The organism is Micromonospora sp. DT231 (genome assembly GCF_049847025.1).
Taxonomy (GTDB): domain Bacteria; phylum Actinomycetota; class Actinomycetes; order Mycobacteriales; family Micromonosporaceae; genus Micromonospora.
Genome location: NZ_JBNCNO010000004.1, coordinates 75,171 through 92,353, shown reverse-complemented (window position 1 = coordinate 92,353; position 17,183 = coordinate 75,171). Strand labels below are relative to the sequence as shown.

At 72.6% G+C, this 17,183-nt stretch carries 17 protein-coding genes; 5 read left to right on the top strand and 12 right to left on the bottom strand.

Translation table 11 applies throughout. The features are described 5' to 3' along the window. The first annotated feature begins 12 nt into the window (after positions 1–12). Positions 13–642, top strand: a complete 630-nt coding sequence (locus ACPXBU_RS11875) for a hypothetical protein (RefSeq protein WP_425758071.1) — start codon at positions 13–15, stop codon at positions 640–642. A 25-nt stretch (positions 643–667) separates the two neighbouring features. Here ACPXBU_RS11875 and ACPXBU_RS11870 read toward each other — a convergent pair whose 3' ends face one another. The 5 genes from ACPXBU_RS11870 to ACPXBU_RS11850 all read right to left on the bottom strand — a co-directional run bounded on the left by ACPXBU_RS11870 (position 668) and on the right by ACPXBU_RS11850 (position 4,643). After that, on the bottom strand, positions 668–1,036 hold the full coding sequence (locus ACPXBU_RS11870; RefSeq protein WP_393366839.1) for a DUF4180 domain-containing protein: 369 nt from the start codon (positions 1,034–1,036) through the stop codon (positions 668–670). Further along, positions 1,029–1,478: a helix-turn-helix domain-containing protein gene (locus tag ACPXBU_RS11865; protein ID WP_425758070.1), complete on the bottom strand. Its 450-nt coding sequence runs from the start codon at positions 1,476–1,478 to the stop codon at positions 1,029–1,031. The genes ACPXBU_RS11870 and ACPXBU_RS11865 overlap by 8 nt, the downstream gene beginning before the upstream one ends. A 111-nt stretch (positions 1,479–1,589) precedes the next feature. Beyond that, on the bottom strand, positions 1,590–3,389 hold the full coding sequence (locus ACPXBU_RS11860; protein WP_425758069.1) for an FtsX-like permease family protein: 1,800 nt from the start codon (positions 3,387–3,389) through the stop codon (positions 1,590–1,592). A 1-nt stretch (position 3,390) separates the two neighbouring features. After that, positions 3,391–4,107 (bottom strand): ABC transporter ATP-binding protein, encoded by a 717-nt coding sequence (locus ACPXBU_RS11855; RefSeq protein WP_393366844.1) that lies wholly within the window; start codon positions 4,105–4,107, stop codon positions 3,391–3,393. Next, complete coding sequence (locus ACPXBU_RS11850; protein ID WP_425758068.1) at positions 4,104–4,643, bottom strand: PadR family transcriptional regulator; 540 nt, start codon at positions 4,641–4,643, stop codon at positions 4,104–4,106. Before ACPXBU_RS11850 ends, ACPXBU_RS11855 begins: the two co-directional genes overlap by 4 nt. A 103-nt stretch (positions 4,644–4,746) precedes the next feature. Here ACPXBU_RS11850 and ACPXBU_RS11845 point away from each other — a divergent pair, with 103 nt between their 5' ends. Next, positions 4,747–8,067 (top strand): ATP-binding protein, encoded by a 3,321-nt coding sequence (locus tag ACPXBU_RS11845; protein WP_425758067.1) that lies wholly within the window; start codon positions 4,747–4,749, stop codon positions 8,065–8,067. Positions 8,068–8,176: 109 nt separating this feature from the next. Here the strand turns inward: ACPXBU_RS11845 and ACPXBU_RS11840 are convergent, their stop codons facing one another. From ACPXBU_RS11840 to ACPXBU_RS11830, 3 genes are read right to left on the bottom strand one after another with little or no spacing between them, the layout of a single operon-like run. Then, positions 8,177–9,034 (bottom strand): ABC transporter permease, encoded by an 858-nt coding sequence (locus ACPXBU_RS11840; RefSeq protein WP_425758066.1) that lies wholly within the window; start codon positions 9,032–9,034, stop codon positions 8,177–8,179. After that, positions 9,031–10,044, bottom strand: a complete 1,014-nt coding sequence (locus tag ACPXBU_RS11835; RefSeq protein WP_425758065.1) for an ATP-binding cassette domain-containing protein — start codon at positions 10,042–10,044, stop codon at positions 9,031–9,033. Before ACPXBU_RS11835 ends, ACPXBU_RS11840 begins: the two co-directional genes overlap by 4 nt. Before the next feature lie 30 nt (positions 10,045–10,074). Continuing rightward, the gene (locus tag ACPXBU_RS11830; protein ID WP_425758064.1) at positions 10,075–10,632 is read right to left on the bottom strand and encodes an NADPH-dependent FMN reductase; all 558 of its coding nucleotides are present in this window, start codon (positions 10,630–10,632) and stop codon (positions 10,075–10,077) included. 131 nt (positions 10,633–10,763) lie between these two features. Here ACPXBU_RS11830 and ACPXBU_RS11825 point away from each other — a divergent pair, with 131 nt between their 5' ends. Continuing rightward, positions 10,764–11,279 (top strand): GNAT family N-acetyltransferase, encoded by a 516-nt coding sequence (locus ACPXBU_RS11825; protein ID WP_425758063.1) that lies wholly within the window; start codon positions 10,764–10,766, stop codon positions 11,277–11,279. Between the two features lie 24 nt (positions 11,280–11,303). On the opposite strand, the gene ACPXBU_RS11820 is transcribed toward ACPXBU_RS11825, so the two are convergent. Continuing rightward, a complete protein-coding gene (locus ACPXBU_RS11820; RefSeq protein ID WP_425758062.1) occupies positions 11,304–12,290 on the bottom strand; it encodes an aldo/keto reductase in 987 nt (328 codons plus the stop codon). Between the two features lie 83 nt (positions 12,291–12,373). Continuing rightward, on the bottom strand, positions 12,374–13,126 hold the full coding sequence (locus tag ACPXBU_RS11815) for an SDR family oxidoreductase (RefSeq protein WP_425758061.1): 753 nt from the start codon (positions 13,124–13,126) through the stop codon (positions 12,374–12,376). A 102-nt stretch (positions 13,127–13,228) separates the two neighbouring features. Between ACPXBU_RS11815 and ACPXBU_RS11810 the strand changes: the two genes are divergently transcribed. Beyond that, positions 13,229–14,071, top strand: a complete 843-nt coding sequence (locus ACPXBU_RS11810) for a helix-turn-helix transcriptional regulator (RefSeq protein WP_425758060.1) — start codon at positions 13,229–13,231, stop codon at positions 14,069–14,071. Positions 14,072–14,138: 67 nt separating this feature from the next. Here the strand turns inward: ACPXBU_RS11810 and ACPXBU_RS11805 are convergent, their stop codons facing one another. Both ACPXBU_RS11805 and ACPXBU_RS11800 read right to left on the bottom strand, forming a co-directional pair. Next, entirely contained in the window at positions 14,139–14,990 is an 852-nt protein-coding gene (locus ACPXBU_RS11805; protein WP_393366863.1) for an aldo/keto reductase, read from the bottom strand. Positions 14,991–15,089: 99 nt separating this feature from the next. Beyond that, positions 15,090–16,049: a LysR family transcriptional regulator gene (locus tag ACPXBU_RS11800; protein WP_425758059.1), complete on the bottom strand. Its 960-nt coding sequence runs from the start codon at positions 16,047–16,049 to the stop codon at positions 15,090–15,092. A 51-nt stretch (positions 16,050–16,100) separates the two neighbouring features. On the opposite strand from ACPXBU_RS11800, the gene ACPXBU_RS11795 reads away from it, so the two are divergent. Beyond that, on the top strand, positions 16,101–17,096 hold the full coding sequence (locus tag ACPXBU_RS11795) for a serine hydrolase (RefSeq protein ID WP_425758058.1): 996 nt from the start codon (positions 16,101–16,103) through the stop codon (positions 17,094–17,096). Positions 17,097–17,183: the final 87 nt, after the last annotated feature.

The following is a 17,183-nucleotide window of genomic DNA, read 5'->3' as shown; positions in this document are numbered from 1 at the left end:
AGGGAGGCCGCCATGACCGACGTTCTGGTGTTACCGGGTGAGCGGGCACCGGTCACCGTGGACATCAGCCGCTGGCGGGCCGGGCTGCCGCCGGACGCGTGGCCCGACGCGCTGCCGGCGAGCGGCGAGGTCTGGCGACGCGACGTCTTCGCGGTGGCCGACGCCTACCGGGCCGGTTCCGCGAGCGCACGCCACCTGCTGACCGCCGTGCTGGTCTGGGCTTACGGACCCATCGGGTACGGCCCGTGGCGCGCCACCAGGTCACTCGACGCCGACCCCAACGGCAAACGCCTGGCGTACGCGCTGGAAGAGGTGTCCACGCCAGCGCCCGACGAGGACGCGCTGCGCACGGCGTACCGCCGCTTCGGCGACCCCGACCACGCTCGCCTGCCCTGGTTGGGGCCGGGCCTGTTCACGAAGGTCCTCTACTTCGTCGGCTACCGGCGCGGGGTGGGCGGCGTGCAGCCCTTGATCCTCGACCGTGTCGTGGCCGGTTCGCTCCCCGCCGAGGCGGGTGTCGGCCGGCGCAACGGCTGGTCTTGCGAGGAGTGGCTGGCCTATCTGCGGTGGGCTGCCGAGCAGGCCCAGGCGCGGGCAGTCGAGGCGGACGAGGTGGAGATGACGGTTGTCGGCGGCGGTTGAGGTGGATCGCGCCGCGTGGTGGTGGCTATCGCGCGGCGCGGAGACGGGCGTCGAGCGCGTCGAGGTCGGGGAGGAACCAGATGTGCCCACCCTGGTTCGACTCGTGCACCAGGGCCCGCAACGCGGCACTCTCCGCGAGCTGTGCCGAGATGTCGCCGACGACGGCCAACCGCAGCCGGTAGTTGACGAACTTCTGCATCACGTCGCCGGCGAAGCGGGTGCCCAGCGCGAAGAAGCGTTCGTCGAGTCGGTTGGCCGGCACGGCGACCACCTGGGCGCCGAGGAACGCCGCACCGATCAGGTCCAGCGCGTCCTGCTCGGTGGCCAGGGGCGGGCCGGTCGGGTCGCAGACCAACACCTGCACCCCGGCGCGTTCCTGGATCTCGTCAGGCATCGTGGACCTCCCGGTCGAGCAGGCCGTTGTCGGCGTTGAGCACGGCGTCGAGCAGGTGCAGCAGTTCGGCGGTGTCGGCCGGGGCGCCCAAGATGATGATCTTCATGCGGTGGCGTTGCTCGTCGTACACCGTCTGCACCCGCAGCGGGTTGGCCTGGTCGTGGGCGGCGTTGGCGCTGGTGAGCACGAGCGTGCCGAGCCGATCGGCGGCGGCCCGGTCGACACCGTCGATCTGCACGATGCTCGACACCTCCGCCAGCCCGGTGGCCGTGGGGCCGCGGGTCTGCCCGGTGAGCGCGTCGAGGTCCGGGGCGGCGATCCGGTACTGCTTGCCAATGCGGACGGCGCGCAGACGCCCGGAGCGGATGTAGCCGCGCACCGTCCGCACGTGCAACCCGAGTCGGTCGGCCACCTGCTCAACCGAGTACATTTCTTCCGTCATCGTTCCCCATGATAGCGATATGGGGAAGCTTAGGGTGTGATGGGGCCGCTCGGCGGACGACGCCAGGCACACCGGGGCTCTACGCTGCCGGGGAGCGGTCGTCGGCCGTTGTCAGGTCGCTGCGGACCGCAGGGTGTCCGCGACCGGACGGCGCGCGGCGGCCAGCGCGGGGATGGCGGTGAGCGCGACGACGGCGAGCAGCACTCCGCACGCCGCACCGAGCATCCAGGAGGCGGGTGCGTACCGGTTGTCGTCCCCGGCGAAGTAGCTGACCAGTCCCACGAGGATTCCACCGGCGACGCCCGGTATCGCGGGAAGTAGCTGTGCCATCGCCAGACCCATCCCGGCCTGCCCCGGTGTCGCGCCGAGCGCGCGGGCGATCGCCAGCGGATGCCGCGAGTCGAGGACCGCGGTCCAGGTGCTCACGACCGTGTTGAGCAGTGCCAGGACGCACACCACGCCGACCACGAGGAGCATGGCCTGGGTGGTGCGCTCGTCGCGGGTGTCGGGAAGCGCCGAGTAGCCGAGATTCAACGGGTCGCGACGCTGGGCCAGGGCCATCAGCACAACGGCGATCGCGGTCGTGGCGATCAGGGTGTTCACCGTGACGAGCCGGGCGCGGCGCGGTCGGCGCGCGTTGATGCGTACCCCGATCAGGAGGGCCGTGGGCAGCCGGCGCGACAGCCAGATGGCCCACCCACGGCGTCGCGGTGGCGTCGCGGCGTCGGCCAGCGCGTGGATGGTGCTGGTGGTGGCGGCACGGACCACCGACCCCAGGGTCGCCGCGACCGAGATTCCGAGGGCGAGCGCGGTCGCCGCGAGGACTGTGCGCAGTGGTGGCGGGTGGACGCCGACCGAGCCGATGAGCCCGACGGCCGGGCGGAACAACGCGGGCGCGGCGACCCAACCGGCGGCGAGACCCGTCCCGGCGGCGGCGAGCCCGATCACGAGGTACTCGACGAGGTGACTGATGGCGATCATGGCCGGCCCAGCCCCGACTGCCTTGAGCAGCCCCACCCGACGGCGCTGGCCGATGGCCCGGCCCGCGACGATGCCAGCCACGCCGGTCACCGCGAGGGCGGTCAGCAGCCAACTGCCGATCAGCAGGGCCTGCCGCGCCGGGCCGTTCAACCTGCTGCTGGCCTCGGCGATCTGCCGCTCGGTGCTGAAGCGCCAACCGTGGAACCTCGGATCGTGCTCGGTGTCGCCGAGCGACGGTTCGATCGCGGCGACGCCGCGTCCCGGGTGGGTCAGTGTGAGGTTCAGGGTGTACGACAGTGGCTGCTCGCCGGCGAGCGAAGCGATGTCGCCACGGTCGACCCAGACCAGGCCGCCACCCTCGGTCAGCACGCTGCCCGGGAGGTGCCACCCGGGGCGCGGGTACGCCGGTCTGGCGGCGGTGATCGCGATCCCGGCCACCTGCAACGGGTGGCCGTCGACGGTGACCGTGTCGCCGGTGTGCACGTCGAGAGCCTCGGCGAAGGTGCGTTCGATGACGACGCCGCCGGGGCGTACCCAGGTGCCGTCGGTCACCGCGGGCCTGTCGACGGCGGCGGGTGCCTGATCGCGGCCCTCGACGATGACCCGGACGGTGGTGTCGCGGGCGGTCAGTGCCAGGAAGGCCAGCGGGAAGGGTCCGCTGTGCTCGGTGACGCCGGGCAGGGTCGCCAGCGGGGCGAGCGCGTCGAGGGCCTGCGGACCGGTGAAGCCCGGCTCCACCACCAGGTCGGGCCCGGCGGTGGCGGCCTGGGTGCGCTCGTACGGGCGGGTGACGAGCTCGTTGAGGGCGAGGCCGAGAGTCAACGTCGCGGTCGCGGCGGTGATGGCGACCAGCAGCAGCACGTTCTCGGTCCGGTGCTGACGCAGGCCCCGGATCAGCAGCCGCCAGATGAGCAGCAGACGGCCAGCCACGTCAGCGCACCCCGCCGTAGACGGTGCCGGTGAGGAGGCTGTCGTCGGCGAAGGCTCCGTCCCGCATCGAGATCACCCGGTCGGCGACCGCGGCGATGCGGGCGTCGTGCGTGACCACCACGAGGGTCTGCCCGGTGGTGCGCAACTCCTCGAACAGTCGCAGCACCTCCAGGGTGGCGGCGGTGTCCAGATTGCCGGTCGGCTCGTCGGCCAACACGACCTGCGGCTCGTTGCTCAGAGCGCGGGCGATGGCGACGCGTTGGCGCTGGCCGCCGGAGAGTGCCGAGGGAAGGTGCGTGGCGCGGTCGGCCAGCCCGACCTGGTCGAGCAGGTGCAGGGCGCGCCGCCGAGCGCGACCCGGCGACCACCCGGCCAGCAGGGCGGCCATCTCGACGTTCTCCACCGCGGTGAGTTCGTCCATGAGGTGGAAGGACTGGAAGACGAGACCGATGGTGTCGCGCCGCAGTCGGGCGAGGGCGCGCTCGCTCATCGTGTCGATCCGGCGGTCGGCCAGCCACACCTCGCCGTCGGTGGGGCGCTGTAGCCCGCCCAGCAGGTGCAGCAGGGTCGACTTACCGCACCCACTCGGACCCATGATCGCCAACGTCTGGCCGGCGGGCACGTCCAGGTCGACCTCGTCGACCGCGCGTACCAACGCGTTGTCCCAGCCGTACCACCTGCTCAGCCCACGCGTCCGCACGGCCATCGACCCGCTCATGCCCCCGCCTTCCGTCCAGTTCGATCACGTTCGGACCACATGCGCTCACACGCCTCCAGCCACTCCAGATCAGCTCGCAGCCGCAACACGACGCCCTCCAGCAGCAACCCGGCAATCGGATCGACCGACCGCTCCAACGCCGCCCGTTGCGCGTCACGCAGCCGGCGCAGCACCTCACGCCGTTGCGCGTCCACCAACGCCACCGGATCGGCCAACCGGGCAGCCGCGGCGGCGACCAGCTTCAGGTGGAACTCGGTGAGGTCCGGCTTGGGCCAGCTCACCTCGGTCAGCCAGCCGGCCACACGCTGCTGTCCGGCCGGGGTCAACGCGTAGACCCGCCGGTCGGGCCGGTCCGGCAGGCCCTCGGCCTGCTCGGAGGTCACCAGGCCGGCCTTCGCCAACCGGGCCAGCGTCACGTAGACCTGCCCCGCGTTCATCGACTCCCCGAGCGGGCCGAGCGCGTTCCGCATCCGGCTGCGCAGCTCGTACCCGTGCGCCGGCTCCTTGGCCAGCATGGCCAGCACCACGTCCTGCACCCCGGCACACCCCTCGAATAGACCGCTAATAGATAACCGCTAGCTATGGCACTGTCAAATCTCGACGCCCGGTGTCGGAGGGTTCCAGTACCGTCTGGGAACCATGGACGCGCGGCGCGGCGACGCCATCATCGGGCGGGATCACCCCGCGGGTCTGCTGCGCGCCGAGCTGGACCGGGCCGCCACCAGCCACGGCGGCCTCGCCCTGGTCACCGGCGAGCCGGGCATCGGCAAGACGACACTCGTCACGTCGGCGGCGCGGGAGGCCCGGCAGCGTGGCGCGCTGGTGCTCGGGGCCGCCTGCTGGGATTCCGACAGCGCCCCCGGCTACTGGCCGTGGGTGCAGGTGCTGCGCGGCCTACGGCGCTCCGCCGACGACTGGGCGGTGGCGCGGCAGGCCGCCGAGCCGGCCCTCACGGCACTGCTCGGCGAGTCCGACGCCAGCAAGGAGCAGGCCGAGCGCCTGACCGGGTGGGTCGGCGTCGACGCCGGCCCGGACGTCGCCGACCAGGAGGCGTTCGCGCTGTACGACGGGGTGACCGCCGCACTGGTCGCGGTCTCCCAGCACCGGCCGGTCGTGGTCATCCTCGACGACCTGCACTGGGCCGATCCGGCCTCCCTGCGGCTGCTGAGCTTCGCCGCCCAGCACACCTGGTTCGAGCGACTCCTGCTGATCGGCACCTACCGCGACGCCGAGGTCGAGTCGGAGGAGCACCCGCTCCGTCCGCTGCTGATGCCGCTTGTCGCGAAGGCCACCACCATCACCCTCACCGGGCTCTCCCGGGACGAGGTGGCCGCGCTCATGACACGGACCGCCGGGCGGGAGCCGGACGCCGGCCTCGTCGACGAGGTGCACCGGCGCACCGGCGGCAACCCGTTCTTCATCGAGCAGACCGCCCGGCTGTGGCACGCCGACGAGGCCGCGGACACGATCGCGCCCGGCGTACGGGAGGCGGTGCGGCGTCGCCTGGCCCAACTGCCGTCGCCCGTGGTCGAGGCGCTCACCGTCGCCGCCGTGCTGGGTCGCGAGTTCCACCGCCAGGTCCTCGCGGCCTGCGTGAGCGCCCCCGCGGCGCAGGTCGACAGGCTGCTCGACCGTGCGGTGACCGCCCGGTTGGTGGTCGCCCGGGGCGGCGGCCGGTTCGCGTTCGCCCACGACCTGGTCCGCGAGACGCTCTACGACGGTCTGGCCGACGACGACCGGCAGGCCCGGCACGGCACCGTGGTCCGGGCGGTCGACGACCTGCGGGAGCTCACCGACCTGCTGATCCCGGCCGACCTCGCCCGGCACGCCTACCTCGCCGGCCCGGCGCTCGACCGGGCCCGGGTGGCCACGCTGCTGGTCGCCGCCGGCCGCGAGGCGTTCGCCCGGCTCGCCACCGACGAGGCCGCGGTGCACTACCGCCGGGCGCTCGAGGTCGTCGAGGACCCGCCGCAACGGGTACGGATCCTCGTCGAGTTCGGTGAGGCGCAATACCACCACGCCGGCCGGGAGGAGGCCGGGCGCCTGCTCACCGAGGCCGGGACGCTGGCCCGCACCCTCGACGACCCGGCCCTGCTGGCCCGGGTCGCGCTCATCGTCAACCGCGCCCGTCAGGTGGAGACCGCCGACTCGATCGAGGCGGCCGAGTTGGTCCGCGAGGCGTACCGGCGGCTGATCGGCGAACCGGGCCCCGACGCGTCGGTCGGCGCGCTGATCGCCGACCTGATCACCGCCACCGAGTCGATCGCCCGTCGGGGACGCGACGACGAGGCGCTCACCTTCAGCCTCTGGGCCCGCCACGACACCACCTGGGGTCTGGGCACCGCGGCGACCCGTTCCGCGCTGACCGCCGAGATCCGCGACGTGGCGCGCCGGACGGGAGACCGCGAGACGGAGTTGTGGGCCACCTCGCTGCGCTGGGTGGCGTTGCTGGAGTTGGGCGATCCCCGCTTCAACGAGGAGTTCACCACCTTCGTCAGCGTCGACCGGCGGGGCGACCTTGCCCGGCACCGGATGGCGGCGACCGTCGACAGCGGGATCATCGCGGCCTTCCGCGGGGACTTCGTCGAGGCCGACGAGAGGTTCGCCGACCTCACAGGCGTGGGCGATGCCGAGTTCGGCTTCATGGGCCATCACCTGCGGTGGTCCCGGCTGCTGCTGCAGGGCCGGCACGACGAGGCGGACACCCTGCTGGACGGCCTGGCCCCGCTCGACTACCCCTACCGGGAGTTGCTGCGGGCGATCACCGCGGCGGAGCGTGGCGACGACGAGACGACGGTCCGGCTGACCGCCGGCATCGAGGCCGCCTCCATCAGATACCCGCGCCCCGTGTCGCCGCTCTGGCTACGGCTGCGCGCGCAGGCGGCCGCCGCGTCCGCCGACCCGCACCGCTGCGACGCCGCGCGGGCCGCGCTCGCCCCGCACCGTGGAGAGTGGACGGTGGGGTTGTTCGGCTGCGACATCAGCGGACCCGTCGACCACTGGCTGGCGCTCGTTCACGCCGCCGAACAGCGCTGGGACGACGCCATCGAGGGCTTCACCGCCGCGCGCGACTCCGCCAACCGACTGGGCTCCCGCCCCTGGTCGCTCATCGCCCGCGCCGGCCTGGCGAACGCCCTCGCCGGGCGGGGTGACCCGGCCGACGCCCCGACGCTTGCCGCGCTACGCGCCACCACCGCCCGGGAAGCAACGGCACTCGGCATGACGCAGGTGCTCCACCGGCTCGGCGCGACCTCCACCGACGCGGCCGGGAGGCCCACCGCACACCAGGTCGTCGCCCCGGGCCAGGCCATCGCCCCGACCGCGGCCGCCGGGCCAGGCCAGGGTGTCGCGTCGGACCCGGGTGTCGGGCCGGTCGGTGCGGGCCGGGCCGCAGTAGACGGGCCGGCCGACGAGGGGTACGAGTTTCGGCGCGACGGGCCGGTCTGGCAACTCGGGTACGCCGGGTCGGTGGTGCACCTGCCCGACGCCAAGGGCCTGCGTGATCTACACCTGTTGCTGGGTCGGCCGGGCAGCGACGTGCCGGCGGTGGAGTTGCTCGACCCGGCCGCCGGCCCGGAGTTGGTCGCCGCCCGCCGGCTGGGCGCCGATCCGGTCCTCGACGACGAGGCGAAGGCCCGTTACCGGCAACACCTGGCACGTCTCGACGAGGAGATCGACCGGGCCGCCGCACGCGACGACGACCGGAAGGTGGCCGCGCTGGACGGTGAACGGGGTGCGTTGCTCGACGAGCTGCGCGCCGCGGCGGGGCTGGCCGGCCGGACCCGCCGACTGGGCGACGAGGCCGAGCGGGCCCGCAAGACGGTGACCGCGCGGATCCGGGACACGCTGCGCAAGCTCGACGAGCGGCACCCGGCGCTCGCCAGCCACCTGCGCGAATCCGTCTCCACCGGCACCACCTGCCGCTACCTGCCCTCCGAGCCCCTGCCCTGGCGGCTCTGACCCCAGCCTCGCCCGCCGCGATCTTGCACTTTCTGTCGTCGACTCAGGTGGATTCGTCACCCTTGTCGGGACAGTAAGTGCAAGATCGCGAAGGGCGATGGGGGTGAGGTCAGCGGCGGTTGTACTTGTACATGGTCAGGGTGCCGAAGACGAGCACGAAGCCGGCGCTCCACAGCAGCAGCCACATCGTGGCCGTCGGGTCCGACTCGCCGCTCATCGCCCCGCGGATCGAGGCCACCAGCTGCGTCACCGGGTTGACCTTCACGAACGCCTGGAGCCAGCCGGGCATGGTGCTCGGCTCGACGAAGACGTTGCTCAGGAACGTCAACGGGAACAGCACCATCATGCTGACCCCCATCACCGACTTCTCGCTGCGCAGGATCAGCCCGAAGAACGTCCACACCCAGGAGAACGCGAACGAGAAGACCACGAGCAGCCCGATCCCGACGGCCGCACCGACCACCCCGCCGGCGGGGCGGAACCCGAGCGCCAGCCCCAGGCCCAGGATCACCAGGGCGGCGAGGATGTAGCGCAGCGCATCGCCGAAGATCATGCCGACCAGGGCGGCGGGACGCCAGACGGGCAGCGTCCGGAACCTGTCGAAGATGCCCTTCTCGATGTCGGTGTTGAGGCCGACACCCGTGTACATGGTGATCATCACGACGCTTGTCACCATGATGCCGGGCAGGAAGAACTGCAGGTACTCGCGAGGACTGCCGGCGAGGGCGCCGCCGAACAGGTACGTGAACATCAGCACCATGATGATCGGGAACGCGGTCACGTCGAAGAGCTGCTCCGGGACGTGCTTGATCTTCAGCATGGCCCGCCAGCCGAAGGTGAGCGACGCGCCCAGCGCGCTCGGTCGGTCTGGTCGGGCACCGGGCGCGAGCACGGTCGCCAGCGCCTCGGCGGACGGGACGTAGACAGTCGGCGCCCGTTCGGTGGTGGTGGTCGTGGTGTCGCTCATCGGGCGGCCTCCAGCTCGTTGTCGCGCTCGTCGGCCGGCACGGCCGGGTGGTCGGTCAGGGCCAGGAAGACCTCGTCGAGACTCGGCTGGCCGAGGGAGAAGTTGTCCACGACGATGCCGGCGCGGGCCAGCTCGCCGAGCGCGCGGGAGGCCTGGGCGCTGGCATCGAGGTCGGTGCCGGCCTCGCCGACCCGGGCGGTCAACGCCACCGGATCGGCGGCGAGCTGCACCGGCACGCCGAGTGCCTCCCGCAGCAGCTTCTCCGCCTCGGGCCGCCGGCCGGGATCGCGCAGTCGCAGGTGGACGGTGCCGGAGCCGATCGACGACTTCAGCTCACCCGGGGTGCCCTCGGCGATCACCCGACCGTGGTCGACGACCGCGATCCGCCCGGCGAGCTGGTCGGCCTCGTCGAGGTACTGGGTCGTCAGCAGCACAGTCGTGCCGTGCGACACCACCGCCCGGATGATCTCCCACACCTGGTTGCGGCTGCGCGGGTCGAGGCCCGTCGTCGGTTCGTCGAGGAAGAGCAGGTCGGGGGTGTTGAGGATGCTGGCGGCGATGTCGATGCGCCGCCGCATCCCACCCGAGTACTTCTTGACCTGCCGGTCACTCGCCTCGGTCAGCCCGAACGCGGCGAGCAGGGCCGCCGCGCGCTCCCGGGCGGCCGGCTTGCGCAGGCCGAGCAGCCGGCCGAGGAGCACCAGATTCTCCGTACCGGTCAGGTCCTCGTCGACGGAGGCGTACTGGCCGGTGAGGCTGACCCGGGAACGGACCTTGTCGGCATCGGTGACCACGTCGTGGCCGAACACCCGGGCCGAGCCCCCGTCCGGGCGCAGCAACGTCGCGAGCACCCGGACCGCTGTGGTCTTGCCCGCCCCGTTCGGGCCGAGCAGGCCGTAGACCGTGCCGGCGGGCACCTGGAGGTCGATGCCGGCCAGCGCCCGGGTGTCCCCGAACGAACGGGTCAGTCCCTCGGCCTCGATGGCCAGGCCGGTGGTGCGTCTACTCATGATTCGTACCTTTCGGTGTGGATGTCTTCTTCAGGAGACGTACGGCCGGGTGGCCCGGCCGTCGCGCAGGGCCAGACCCCACCAGCGGAGCTGGTCGAGCAGGACGCCGGCGTCGCGGCGCACCTCGTCGGTGCACCGCGGCGTCGGCTCGGTGGCGAGCAGGTCGATCCCGACGACGTCACGTACCGTCATCGCGTGCAGCGCGGTGAAGACCACGCGTAGCTGGTCGACCGCGTGGCGGCCGGTGGACCGACAGCCGTACGCCACGAAGCCGACCGGTTTGGCCTGCCACTCGTCGTACGCGTAGTCGATTGCCTGTTTCAGGGGTGCCGGGAAGCTGTGGTTGTACTCGGGGGTGACCACGACGAACGCCTCCGCCCGGCCCACCTCGCGGACGAACGCCCGGATGGACGGGGTCGGCTCGGCGGGGTGTCGGCCCGGGAAGTCGTACTCGGACAGGTCAACGACGGTCACCGCCAGGTCGTCGTGCCGCACGGCCTGGTCGACGAACCAGTGGGCGACCCGGTCACCGGCGCGCCCCTCCCGGGTGCTGCCGATGATCACGGCGACCCGCAACGGTGTCGTCATCGCCACCTCCTCCCACTCACAGGGCGCGAGACAGTCGCCAGCCGCCCGCTAGATTCGATCTAGCGGCGGCGTTTCGGGGTGGAATGTCGGTGGGGATCGGCTTGACTGGGGTCGACGAACAGGGGAGTGGGATGGCTCAGGTACGCATCGACCCGTGGCGCGAGGAGGATCTCGACCTGCTGCGGCGGCTCAACACCCCGGAGACGCGCAGGCACACCGGCGGCCCGGAGACCGACGAGCAGGTGCTCGCCCGGCACGAGCGTTACGTGCACTTCGCCGACGGCGGCCAGGGTTGCATGTTCGTCATGGTCCTGCCGGACGGGGCGCGGGTGGGCAGCGTCGCCTACTGGTCCCGGCAGTGGCGGGAGCAGCAGGTCTACGAGATGGGCTGGGCGGTGCTGCCCGCGTACCGGGGGCAGGGGCTGGCCACGGCGGCGGTGCGCGCGGTGGTCGACGTGGCCCGCGCCCGGCGGACCCACCGCCACGCCCACGCCTACCCTTCGGTCGACAACCCCGCCTCCAACGCGGTCTGCCGCAAGGCCGGGTTCACGCTGCTCGGCGAGACCGGTTTCGAGTACCCGCCGGGGCGGATGATGCGTGCCAACGACTGGCAGCTCGACCTGACCGCCCCACCCACCGGGAGCTGAGGTCGGCGGGCGGCCGGTGACAGGTCACCAGGTGGTGTCGAGGCGGTGCCGTTGTTCGGCGGTCAGTTCCAGGTCGACAGCTGCCAGGCTCTCCTCGAGCTGGGCCACCGAGGAGGCGCCCACAAGCGGGATGGACGGCAGGTCACCGCCCAACAACCAGGCCAGGACCACCTGGTTGACGGTCGCGCCGGTCTGCTCGGCCACCTCCCGCAACACGGCCAGCCGGCGGGGCGCGCTCGGCAGGTCGTACGCGGCGGTGAGCGGCTTGTCCGCCCGGGTGAACGCCCCCTTGAGCAGCGGCGAGTACGCCACCAGGGTCAGCTCGGGCTCGGCGCGCAGATAGCTGAGCAGGTCACCGCCGACACCACCCGGCTCGCCGTCCGGATCCAGCTCGCTGGCCAGGTCGGTGCGGTTGGGCAGGTAACTGCGGTGGTACTGGAGCACCTCGTACCCCGGCAGGCCGGCGGCGGCGGCGAGCGCGCGGGCCCGCTCCACCCGCCACGCGCGGTGGTTGCTCGCGCCCAGCAGGCCCACCGTGCCCTCGGCGACCAGCTCGGCGAAGCCCTCCACGGTCTCCGCGAGCGGCACCGTGCGGTCCTCGATGTGCGCGTAGAGCAGGTCCAGCCGGTCCACGCCGAGCCGGTCGCGGCTGCGCTCCGCCGACTCGCGGATCACCTTCGCCGACAGGCCCTCGGCGTTGTCCAGGTAGCTGGTGCCGGGGCCCAGCGGGCGGGCGCCCAGCTTGGTGGCGATGACGATCTCGGTGCCGACGCCCCGGCTGCGCCGCCACCGGCCGAGCAGCTCCTCACTCTGGCCGCCCTGCGACCCGTCCACCCAGAACGCGTAGTTGTCCGAGGTGTCGACGAAGGTGCCGCCGGCCTCGACGTACCTGTCGAGGATCGCGTACGAGGTGGCCTCGTCGGTGGCGCTGCCGAACAGCATGGCCCCGAGGCTGAGCACGCTTACCTCGCGGCGGGTCGCCGGGTCGGTGCCGATCGTGCGGTACCGCATGGGGATCTCCTTCCGTGCGCCCTGCCGGTGGGCGCCCGAGGATCACCCTGACGGCTGGAGTGCGCTCCAGGTCAAGCGTTCGGTCACCAGGGCAGCACCCCGTAACCACCGCCGGCGTCCATCTGGAAACCCCAGAGCAGCCCGCTCGGGCCGTCGGCCGGCAGCGTCGCCAGGTGCGTGCTCACCTCGGCGCCCTGCTCGGCGGTCCGGAAGCCGTGGTGGCTGTTGAAGTCGGTGGCGCAGTAGCCGGGGTTCGCCGCGTTCACCTTGATCGGGGTATCCCGCAGCTCCTTGGCGTACATGGCGGTGAGCATGTTCAGCGCCGCCTTCGACGACGGGTACGGCACGGAGGTCAACGCGAACAGCGCGCTCGCCGGGTCGGTCATCGCCGCGATCGAGCCGACATCGCTGGAGACGTTGACGATCCGGGCCGCGGGGGACCGGCGCAGCAGCGGCAGCAGCGCGTTCGTCACGGTCACCACCCCGCCCACGTTCGTCTCGTACACCCGCAGCAGCGTCGCCACAGTCGTCTCGCTGGGCAGCCCTCGCTCGCCGTCGGCGAGGACGATGCCGGCGTTGTTGACGAGGACGTCCAGCCGGCCGTAGTCCGTCTCCACACGTTTCGCGGCGGCGGCCACCGACTCGGCGTCGGTGACGTCCAGCGGCACGAACCGCGCGTCCGCGCCGCCGTCGCGCAGCTCCCGTTCCGCCGCCCGGCCGCGTTCGGCGTCCCGCGCGCCGACCAGCACGGTCATCCCGAGGGCGCCGAGCTGTCGGGCGGTGGCGAAGCCGATCCCCTTGTTGGCCCCGGTGATCAGGGCGATCATGTTCGTCATGCCGTCGAGCCTGTCCCCGCCGGCGGCTTCCGGGGAGGGACTCCCCGAGGCTGGTATCAGCGGTACCACCCTTGTGGACCCGGTCCGGTGCATGCTGGAGGCATGTCGAGCAACGGCCTGCGGCGCGACGAACTGGCGGCGTTCCTGCGCGCCCGCCGCGCCCGGCTGAGCCCCGCCGAGGTCGGCCTTCCCGACGGGGTACGCCGACGCACTCCCGGCCTGCGCCGGCAGGAGGTCGCCCAGCTCGCCGGGATGTCGATCGACTACTACATCCGGCTGGAGCAGGGCCGCGGGCCGCACCCGTCCCGGCAGGTGCTCGCCTCGATGGCACGCGCGCTGCTGCTGAGCCGCGACGAGCGCGAGTACCTGTTCCGGATCGCCGGGGAGAACCCGACGCCGGTGCGTGGGCCGAGCCGGCAGGTGCCGCCCGGCCTGCAGCACCTGCTCGACGCCATGATCGAGACTCCGGCGTACCTCGTCGACGCCGCGTACCACGTGCTGGCCTGGAACCGCCTGGCCACGTACTTCGTGGGGGATCTCGCGGCCGTGCCGGACGCGGACCGCAACATGATCCGCTGGACGTTCCGGCAACCGGCGACCAGCGCCCACTGGACCGATGCCGAGGTGATCCGATTCGTGCGCGGCACGGTCGCGGACCTGCGGGCCGCCTACGGGCGTTACCCTGCCGACCCGGCGATCCGCGACCTGGTCACCGAGCTGCTCGGCACCTCGCCCCGGTTCGCTCAGCTCTGGGCGGAGCACGACGTCGAGGAACGCCGCCCGGTCGTCAAGCGGGTGCCGCACCGCGACCTGGGGCCGTTGGAGTTCGAGTGCCGGGTCCTGCTGGTGCCGGAGACCGACCAGCGGATGATCGTCTACGTCGCCGAGCCCGGATCGTCGACCCACGCGGTGTTCCGCCGGATCGCCGAACGCGTCGGGTCCTGACCTCGCCGGTGAGCGCCATACCGCAGAGCCACGTCATGGCCCTGCGGTATGGCGCCGGCGGCTCGGGTCAGTTGGGCAGGTAGGCGAAGGTGTCCGGGTTCGGGCCGGTCCGCCCGGCCTCGCCCTTGTCCAGTGCGGTGATCCGCTCCATCGCCGTGTCGTCCAGCTCGAAGTCGAAGATCCGGGTGTTCTCCTCGATCCGCTTCGGGGTGGTCGACTTCGGGAAGATGATGTCGCCGCGCTGCACGTGCCAGCGGAGCACCACCTGCGCCGGCGTCCGGCCGATCTGCTCGGCGATGTCGACGACTGTCGGGTCGTCGAGCACCTTGCCCTGCGCGATCGGCGACCACGCCTCGGTGAGGATGTTGTGCTCGCGACCGTAGGCGCGGACCTCCTCGTTGACGAAGTAGGGGTGCGCCTCGACCTGGTTCACCGCCGGCACCACGCTCGCCTCGTCGGCCAGCCGCCGCAGGTGGGCCACCTGGAAGTTCGACACGCCGATCGAGCGGGCGCGGCCGTCGCGCTGGAACTCCTCCAGCACCTTCCAGGTCGAGACGTAGTCACCGTCGTACAGGGTCGGCAACGGCCAGTGGATCAGGAACAGGTCGATGTAGTCCATCTTCAGCGCCGCGAGCGTCGAGTCGAACGCCCGGCGGGCGTCGTCGGGGCGGTGGAAGGCGTTGTTCAGCTTGCTCGTCACGTAGACCGAGCCGCGGTCGAGGCCGGACACGCGGACCGCCTCGCCGACCTCGGCCTCGTTGCCGTACATCTCGGCGGTGTCGATGTGCCGGTAGCCCGTCTCCAGGGCCGTGGTCACCGCCGCGACGGTGTCCTTCGGCTCGATCTGGAACACGCCGAAGCCGAGCTGCGGAATCGTGGTGCCGTCGTTCAGGCTGATGTCGGGAATCGTGTTGGCCATTGCGGCTCCTTCGCGTCGTCTTCGTTGCCTGTCATCCATACCCGAGCGCGGGCCGATCCACCGGCCAACCCGGGGTGACGAGGGCAACGCCCGACCCGTTCACCCGGTCGTGTCGAAGAGCACCGGCCAGGGCCGGGCCGCCGGCACCGGCGCGGGCGCGGCCGCGACGGGCTCGGCGTCGGCGAGCACCTCGGCGGCGAGCTGCCCGAACATCGACGCCGCCGGGTGCGCCGACCGGACCGGCCAGGCCGCCGAGGTACGCCTGACCAGCGACGCGCCGGCGACCGGCAGCCAGGCGATCCGGGGTTCCCGGCGCGCCACCGTCGCCGGTTCCACGGCCACCGCGCCTCCGGCGAGCACCAGCCCGAAGAGGAACTCCGGGTTGCGGGCCGGCCGGACCCGGGCCGGCCGCCAACCCTGCTGGCGGCACACGGTCAGCAGGTGGTCGTGCCAGCCGGGCGCGGTCGCCCGGGGCGCGGTCACCAGATCCAGATCGGCAAGCGACGCCAGCGCCACCGTACGGCCGCGGGCCAGCGGCGAGGCACGCGGCAGCAACACCCCGAGGGGTACGTCCACCGGAGTGCCGAAACGCAGCCCGTCCGCCGTCACCGGGTGGTGTACGAGCCCCACGTCGAGCGTCCGCTCGCCGAGCATCCGGGCCTGCTCGGCGGTGGTCAGCTCGTGCAACTCCACGTCCAGGCCGGGCGCCCGGGTGGTGAGCCCGTCCAGCAGCGCGCGCAGCGTCACCGCGGGCGTCTCCGGCGGCACCCCGGCCCGGAGTACGCCCAGCTCACCCGCGCGGACCTGCCGCATCAGATGCCGCAGCCGGCCCGCGCCGGCGAGCAGTTCCTCCGCCTCACCGAGGAGCAGCTCACCGGCAGTGGTGAGGCGTACCTGGCGGCGGGACCTGTCGAACAGCTCGACGGTCAGTTCCCGTTCCAGGCGCTGGATCGACTGGCTCAGGGGCGGCTGGGCCATCCCGAGCAGCTCGGCGGCCCGCCCGAAGTGCAACTCGTGTGCGACCACCACGAAGTGCCGCAGGTGCCGGAGCAGATCCACGGCCGGACCCTACGCCAGCGCCGGCCCGGCGCCGCTGGATACCGTGCTGGCGTGGACGTCAGCGAGCGCATCGAGGCCATCTTCGCCGCCGTGGGGGTGACGGCCAGCCTGCACGCCGTCGACCTGGACGCCGCGGACCTGACCGTCGGCGGCGGCAGCGGCGACGGAGGCGGCGTCGGCAGCGGCGACAGCGGCGACGGGGGCGGCGGCGAAGGTGTCGGCAGCGGCAGCGGCAGCGGCGGCGGCGGTCCGGAGGTCGGGGTGCGGGCCGACGAGCAGGTGGTGATCGCCTCGATCTTCAAGATCCTGTTGGTGCTGGAGTTCGCCCGGCAGGTCGAGGCCGGCCAACTGGACCCCACCGAACGGATTCTGGTCACCGCCGACGACCGGCTGGGCGGGTGGGGCCTGGCCGGCTGCGCCGACGACGCCGAGGTGTCGCTGCGCGACCTCGCGTACTTCGCCATGTCGGTCACCGACAACACGGCCGCCGACCTGCTGCTGCGCCGGGTCGGACCGGACCTGCTGCCGATGCTCGCCGCCGAGCTGGGGTTGACCCGTACCCGTGTCCTCGGCGGTCCCCGGGAACTTGTCGAGATGATGCTCACCGACGTGGGCGCGCGGACCGAGGCGGACTTCGCCCGGATCTTCCCCACGTTGTCGGCGGACCGGGTCCGGGCGATGCGGGTCTTCGACCCCGCGCGCACCACCTCCAGCACGGCCCGGGAGATCACCCGGTTGCTCACGTTGATCTGGCGGGACGAGGCCGGGCCGGCGGCGGCGTGCGCGATGGTCCGCACCTGGATGGCCCGGCAGATCTTCTGGACCCGCCTCGCCGCCGGGTTCCCGCCCGGCGTCCGGGTCTCCGGCAAGACCGGCACGCTGCCCGGCCTGCACCTGGAGGCCGGGGTCGCGGAATATCCCGACGGCGGCCGGTACGCGATCGCCGTCTTCGCCCGCGCCGACCGGTTGGCCTCGCGCCGCATCGACGTGGACCTGGCGATGGGGGAGGCCGCTCGGACGGCGGTCGAGGCGCTGCGCGGCGACTGATTTCACACCCGCCGCAGCCTCGGCGCGCCGAGCCTGAGCTGGCCCGATATCCGGCGACGTATCGGAGCCGACCGCCTCTGATCTTGG

What these genes read in the sequence shown, in the direction of transcription:
- ACPXBU_RS11875 (WP_425758071.1), top strand. Translation starts at nt 13, where the DNA reads ATGACCGACGTTCTGGTGTTACCGGGTGAGCGGGCACCGGTCACCGTG.
- ACPXBU_RS11870 (WP_393366839.1), bottom strand. Translation starts at nt 1,036, where the DNA reads ATGCCTGACGAGATCCAGGAACGCGCCGGGGTGCAGGTGTTGGTCTGC.
- ACPXBU_RS11865 (WP_425758070.1), bottom strand. Translation starts at nt 1,478, where the DNA reads ATGACGGAAGAAATGTACTCGGTTGAGCAGGTGGCCGACCGACTCGGG.
- ACPXBU_RS11855 (WP_393366844.1), bottom strand. Translation starts at nt 4,107, where the DNA reads ATGAGCGGGTCGATGGCCGTGCGGACGCGTGGGCTGAGCAGGTGGTAC.
- ACPXBU_RS11845 (WP_425758067.1), top strand. Translation starts at nt 4,747, where the DNA reads ATGGACGCGCGGCGCGGCGACGCCATCATCGGGCGGGATCACCCCGCG.
- ACPXBU_RS11840 (WP_425758066.1), bottom strand. Translation starts at nt 9,034, where the DNA reads ATGAGCGACACCACGACCACCACCACCGAACGGGCGCCGACTGTCTAC.
- ACPXBU_RS11835 (WP_425758065.1), bottom strand. Translation starts at nt 10,044, where the DNA reads ATGAGTAGACGCACCACCGGCCTGGCCATCGAGGCCGAGGGACTGACC.
- ACPXBU_RS11830 (WP_425758064.1), bottom strand. Translation starts at nt 10,632, where the DNA reads ATGACGACACCGTTGCGGGTCGCCGTGATCATCGGCAGCACCCGGGAG.
- ACPXBU_RS11825 (WP_425758063.1), top strand. Translation starts at nt 10,764, where the DNA reads ATGGCTCAGGTACGCATCGACCCGTGGCGCGAGGAGGATCTCGACCTG.
- ACPXBU_RS11820 (WP_425758062.1), bottom strand. Translation starts at nt 12,290, where the DNA reads ATGCGGTACCGCACGATCGGCACCGACCCGGCGACCCGCCGCGAGGTA.
- ACPXBU_RS11815 (WP_425758061.1), bottom strand. Translation starts at nt 13,126, where the DNA reads ATGACGAACATGATCGCCCTGATCACCGGGGCCAACAAGGGGATCGGC.
- ACPXBU_RS11810 (WP_425758060.1), top strand. Translation starts at nt 13,229, where the DNA reads ATGTCGAGCAACGGCCTGCGGCGCGACGAACTGGCGGCGTTCCTGCGC.
- ACPXBU_RS11805 (WP_393366863.1), bottom strand. Translation starts at nt 14,990, where the DNA reads ATGGCCAACACGATTCCCGACATCAGCCTGAACGACGGCACCACGATT.